The following is a 5302-nucleotide window of genomic DNA, read 5'->3' on the forward strand; positions in this document are numbered from 1 at the left end:
CGGGAGCAAGCTCCCTCGCCACAAAAAACATCCTGCAAAACTCAATACTGGCCTTTCATCCAATTGTCATATTTCAGCCATAGAGTGTTCACACGGCTTACCGATACTTGGCCGACTTAATACACCCTATCTGCTAGGAGTAAGGCATGAAACTGAAGCGTTTGATGGCGGCAATGACCTTTGTCGCCGCTGGCGTTGCGACTGCCAACGCGGTTGCCGCTGTTGACCCTGCGATCCCGAGCTACACCAAGACCACTGGTGTATCGGGCAACCTGTCCAGCGTCGGCTCCGATACCCTGGCCAACCTGATGACCTTGTGGGCCGAGAACTACAAGAAAGAATATCCGAACGTTAACATCCAGATTCAGGCCGCCGGTTCCTCCACCGCGCCACCCGCACTCACCGAAGGCACCGCCAACCTGGGCCCGATGAGCCGCAAGATGAAGGACAACGAGCTGCAGGCCTTCGAACAGAAGTACGGCTACAAGCCAACCGCTATCCCGGTTGCCGTGGACGCCCTGGCCGTGTTCGTGCACAAGGACAACCCGATCAAGCAGCTGACCATGGAACAGGTTGACGCGATTTTCTCGTCCACTCGCCTGTGCGGCGCCAAGGCTGACGTGAAGACCTGGGGCGACCTGGGTGTGACCGGCGACCTGGCCAACAAGCCAGTGCAACTGTTTGGTCGTAACTCGGTATCCGGCACCTACGGCTACTTCAAGGAAGAAGCCCTGTGCAAAGGCGACTACAAGGCTAACGTCAACGAACAACCAGGCTCGGCTTCGGTCGTGCAGTCGATCAGCTCCTCGCTGAACGGCATCGGTTACTCGGGCATCGGCTACAAGACCGCCAGCGTGAAGACCGTGGCCCTGGCCAAGAAAGGCAGCACCGAGTTCATCGAAGACAGCGAAGAAAACGCCCTGAACGGCAAATACCCGCTGTCGCGCTTCCTCTACGTGTACGTCAACAAGGCCCCGAACAAGCCTCTGGCCCCGCTGGAAGCCGAGTTCGTCAAGCTGATCCTGTCCAAGCAAGGCCAGGAAGTCGTGGTCAAGGATGGCTACATCCCGGTACCGGCCAAAGTCGCCGCCAAGGCACTGGCTGACCTGGGTCTGAAGGAAGGCGCCGGCGAAGTCGCCAAGAAGTAACACTTGAACCCGGGCCAACGCCCGGGTTTTCCTGTGGGGGTGAGGCTGCTCCCACAGCTCAAATTCCTGTCCGCTGCCGCTCACCGCTGGCGGCGGATTTGTTGCGTCACTGCATTGTCATCTTTCTGTCATACAGGATCGCTAGGGTGTGCGCATGAATGATCTGGCCAACTCCACAATGACTACGACTTCCCCTCCCAAGCGCATTGACTTCAATACGCCTGAGCTGCAACGCAAGCGCCGCGTCCGTGCGCTAAAAGATCGCCTGACCCGCTGGTACGTACTGGTCGGCGGCCTCGCCGTTCTCGCAGCCATTACCTTGATTTTCTTCTTCCTGGCCTACGTGGTGCTGCCCCTGTTCAAGGGCGCGGACCTGACTGCCAAGGATTCGATCACGCCTGCCTGGATGCAAGACGCCGGCAAGCCGCTGATGATCTCCATCGAGGAGCAGAACCAGGTGGCCATGCGGGTTTCCGACAAGGGCCAGGCATTGTTTTTCGACATCACCAGTGGCGCCGAACTGCGCCGCGTCGACCTGCCGATCCCGGCCGGCGCGAGCGTGACGTCCATTGGCGAAGACCAGCCCGGCAGCCCGCTCGTGGCGATCGGCCTGTCCAACGGCCAGGCCTTGGTGTTCCGTCACACCTATAAGGTGTCCTACCCGGACGGCAAGAAAACCATCTCGCCTGCCGTCGAATATCCTTATGGCGAGACGCCGATCGCGTTGAACGAGCAGGGCGCTGCCCTGGAACATGTCAGCCTCAATGCCACTGATTCGACCTTGCTGCTGGCCGGTTCCAGCGGTGCTCAACTGCAAGTGCTGTCGCTGACCAGCGAAGAAAACATGATGACCGGCGAAGTCACCAGCGAGCAGACGCGTATCGATCTGCCGCAAATGACCGAGCCGGTGAAAAACATTTTCGTCGACCCGCGCCAGCAGTGGCTGTATGTGGTCAACGGGCGTGCCCAGGCCGATGTGTTCAGCCTGCGGGACAAGAGCCTCAACGGTCGCTACAAACTGCTGGAGAACGCTGACGCCCAAGTCACCGCCGCCACTCAGTTGGTGGGCGGTATCTCGCTGATCATTGGCGACTCCAAGGGCGGCCTGGCCCAATGGTTCATGGCCCGCGACCCGGACGGCGAGCTGCGCTTCAAACAGATCCGTACCTTCCAGATGGGCAACACGCCTATCGTTGAAATCACCGCCGAGGAGCGTCGCAAAGGTTTCGTGGCCCTCGACGCCGCCGGCAAGCTCGGCGTGTTCCACAGCACCGCCCACCGCACCTTGCTGGTGGATCAGGTGGTCGATGGCCAAGGCCTGTTCGGCATGTCGCCACGGGCCAACCGCCTGATCGTGGAGCAGGGCGGCAAGCTGCAACCGCTGACGCTGGAAAACCCGCACCCGGAAGTCTCGTGGAGCGCGCTGTGGAGCAAGGTCTGGTACGAAAACTACGACGAGCCCAAGTACGTCTGGCAATCAACGGCCGCCAACACTGACTTCGAACCCAAGCTGAGCCTTTCGCCGCTGACCTTCGGCACCCTGAAAGCCGCGTTCTACGCGATGCTGCTGGCCGCGCCGCTGGCGGTTGCCGCTGCAATCTACACCGCGTACTTCATGGCACCGGGCATGCGCCGCAAGGTCAAGCCGGTCATCGAACTGATGGAAGCCATGCCGACGGTGATCCTTGGCTTCTTCGCCGGCCTGTTCCTCGCGCCCTACGTTGAAGGGCACCTGCCGGGGATCTTCAGCCTGCTGATGTTGCTGCCGATTGGCATCCTGGTCGCCGGTTTCGTCTTCAGCCGCCTGCCGGAGTCCGTTCGCCTGAAGGTGCCGGACGGTTGGGAAAGCGCCTTGCTGATCCCGGTGATCCTGTTCGTGGGCTGGCTCTCGCTTTACATGAGCCCCTACATGGAAGCTTGGTTCTTCGGCGGTGACATGCGCATGTGGATCTCCCATGACCTGGGCATCACCTACGACCAGCGCAACGCCCTGGTGGTGGGCCTGGCGATGGGCTTCGCGGTGATCCCGAATATCTACTCCATTGCCGAAGACGCCGTGTTCAGCGTGCCGCGCGGCCTGACCCTGGGTTCGTTGGCCCTCGGCGCCACCCCGTGGCAGACCATGACTCGCGTGGTGATCCTCACCGCCAGCCCGGGCATCTTCTCGGCACTGATGATCGGCATGGGCCGCGCGGTGGGCGAGACGATGATCGTGCTGATGGCCACCGGCAACACCCCGGTCATGGAAATGAACCTGTTCGAAGGCCTGCGCACCCTGGCGGCCAACGTCGCGGTGGAAATGCCTGAATCGGAAGTCGGCGGCAGCCATTACCGCGTGCTGTTCCTGTCGGCCCTGGTGCTGCTGCTGTTCACCTTCGTCATGAACACCCTCGCCGAGCTGATCCGTCAGCGTCTGCGCAAGAAATATTCGTCGCTTTAAGAAAGGTAGAAGTCTGTGAAACAGAACTCCCTGAAAGGATGGTTCAAGAGCGGCGCCCCGGGCGTCTGGATCAGCGGCGGCGCGGTGTCCATCGCGGTCATCATGACCATTGGCCTGCTTGCGGTGATTGCCGTGCGCGGCCTGGGCCACTTCTGGCCGGCGGACCTGATCCACGCCAGCTACACCGTGCCGGGCATGCCTGCGCAATTGGTGGTCGGCGAAGTCGTCCAGAAGGAAGAAGTGCCCCGTGAGCGCCTGAAAAGCGCCGGCCTGCCTGTGCCGGACGAAGGGCCAGAGTTCATGACCCGCGAACTGGTCAAGGTCGGCAACCGTGACCTCAACGGCACCGACTTCACCTGGATCGTTGGTGACTGGCTGAAAAACCAGACCACGCCGCCCGAGCTGATGGCTATCGAACGTCGTGAGTGGGGCAATTTCTACGGCTACCTGGTCAACGTCAAGGAAGAAGGCAAGGTCGTCGCCGAAGGCGAAGCAGCCTGGCCGCAATTGCAGGCGCGTATCGAGCGCGTCAACAAGCTCGCCGGCGAGCTCAAGACCCTGGAAAAATCCGACATTGGCGCGATCAACGCCGGTCTGGAACGCATCCGCCTCCATGGCCGCAAGCTCGAACTGGACGGCAAGCTCGACGCCGCCGCCCAGGCCGACCTGGAAAGTGAACGCGCCGAGCTCAACGCCCGCTACAAAGACATCGAAGCGCGCCTTACCGATTTGCACGCCCAGTTCAACCGCGACAGCCTGACGGCCCGCGATGCCAACGGCAAGGAAGTGGAAATCGGCATCGGCAAAGTGGTGCACGCCTACCAGCCAAACGGCATGGGCACGTTCACCAAGCTCGGTTTCTACTTCAGCAAGGTTTGGGAATTCCTGAGCGATGACCCCCGTGAAGCCAACACCGAAGGCGGGATTTTCCCGGCGATCTTCGGCACCGTGATGATGACGCTGATCATGGCGATGATCGTCACGCCGTTTGGTGTGCTGGCGGCGGTCTATCTGCGCGAATACGCCCGCCAGGGCCCGATGACCCGGCTGATCCGCATTGCGGTGAACAACCTCGCGGGCGTTCCAGCGATTGTCTACGGCGTGTTCGGCCTGGGCTTCTTCGTCTACGTGCTGGGCGGCTCGCTTGACCGGCTGTTCTTCCCCGAAGCCTTGCCGGCGCCGACCTTCGGCACCCCGGGCCTGCTTTGGGCGTCCCTGACCCTGGCGTTACTGGCGGTGCCGGTGGTGATCGTTGCCACCGAGGAAGGCCTGGCGCGGATTCCGCGGACTGTACGTGAAGGCTCCCTGGCCCTCGGCGCGACCAAGGCCGAGACCCTGTGGAAAATCGTCCTGCCGATGGCAAGTCCGGCGATGATGACCGGCATGATCCTCGCCGTAGCCCGCGCCGCCGGTGAAGTGGCGCCGCTGATGCTGGTGGGCGTGGTGAAACTGGCCCCGTCGCTGCCGCTGGATGGCAACTATCCGTACCTGCACCTGGACCAGAAAATCATGCACCTGGGCTTTCACATCTATGACGTCGGCTTCCAGAGCCCGAACGTCGAGGCGGCCCGGCCATTGGTCTATGCCACGGCGTTGCTGCTGGTGCTGGTGATCGCGACCTTGAACCTGTCGGCGGTGTGGATCCGTAACCACCTGCGCGAAAAATACAAAGCACTGGATAGCTGATGGACTGTGGGAGCGAGCCTGCTCGCGA

Annotated in this window: 3 protein-coding genes; all 3 read left to right on the forward strand. The window is 61.6% G+C overall.

The features are described 5' to 3' along the window. The first annotated feature begins 146 nt into the window (after positions 1 to 146). The 3 genes from OC610_RS20500 (at position 147) to pstA (ending at position 5274) form a co-directional block, all read left to right on the forward strand. Positions 147 to 1148 (forward strand): phosphate ABC transporter substrate-binding protein PstS family protein, encoded by a 1002-nt coding sequence (locus OC610_RS20500; RefSeq protein WP_264430274.1) that lies wholly within the window; start codon positions 147 to 149, stop codon positions 1146 to 1148. Positions 1149 to 1554: 406 nt separating this feature from the next. Further along, positions 1555 to 3588: an ABC transporter permease subunit gene (locus tag OC610_RS20505; RefSeq protein ID WP_264430278.1), complete on the forward strand. Its 2034-nt coding sequence runs from the start codon at positions 1555 to 1557 to the stop codon at positions 3586 to 3588. A gap of 15 nt (positions 3589 to 3603) precedes the next feature. Next, positions 3604 to 5274 carry a phosphate ABC transporter permease PstA gene (gene pstA / locus OC610_RS20510; protein WP_264430276.1) on the forward strand — a complete coding sequence of 557 codons (1671 nt, stop codon included), beginning with the start codon at positions 3604 to 3606 and terminating at the stop codon, positions 5272 to 5274. The last annotated feature ends 28 nt before the right edge of the window (positions 5275 to 5302 follow it).

It is taken from the genome of Pseudomonas agronomica, from assembly GCF_025917275.1.
In the GTDB taxonomy this organism is placed as follows: domain Bacteria; phylum Pseudomonadota; class Gammaproteobacteria; order Pseudomonadales; family Pseudomonadaceae; genus Aquipseudomonas; species Aquipseudomonas agronomica.

Excerpts from the sequence above, each read along its gene's own strand:
- OC610_RS20500 (WP_264430274.1), top strand. The coding sequence starts at position 147 with ATGAAACTGAAGCGTTTGATGGCGGCAATGACCTTTGTCGCCGCTGGC.
- OC610_RS20505 (WP_264430278.1), top strand. The coding sequence starts at position 1,555 with ATGCAAGACGCCGGCAAGCCGCTGATGATCTCCATCGAGGAGCAGAAC.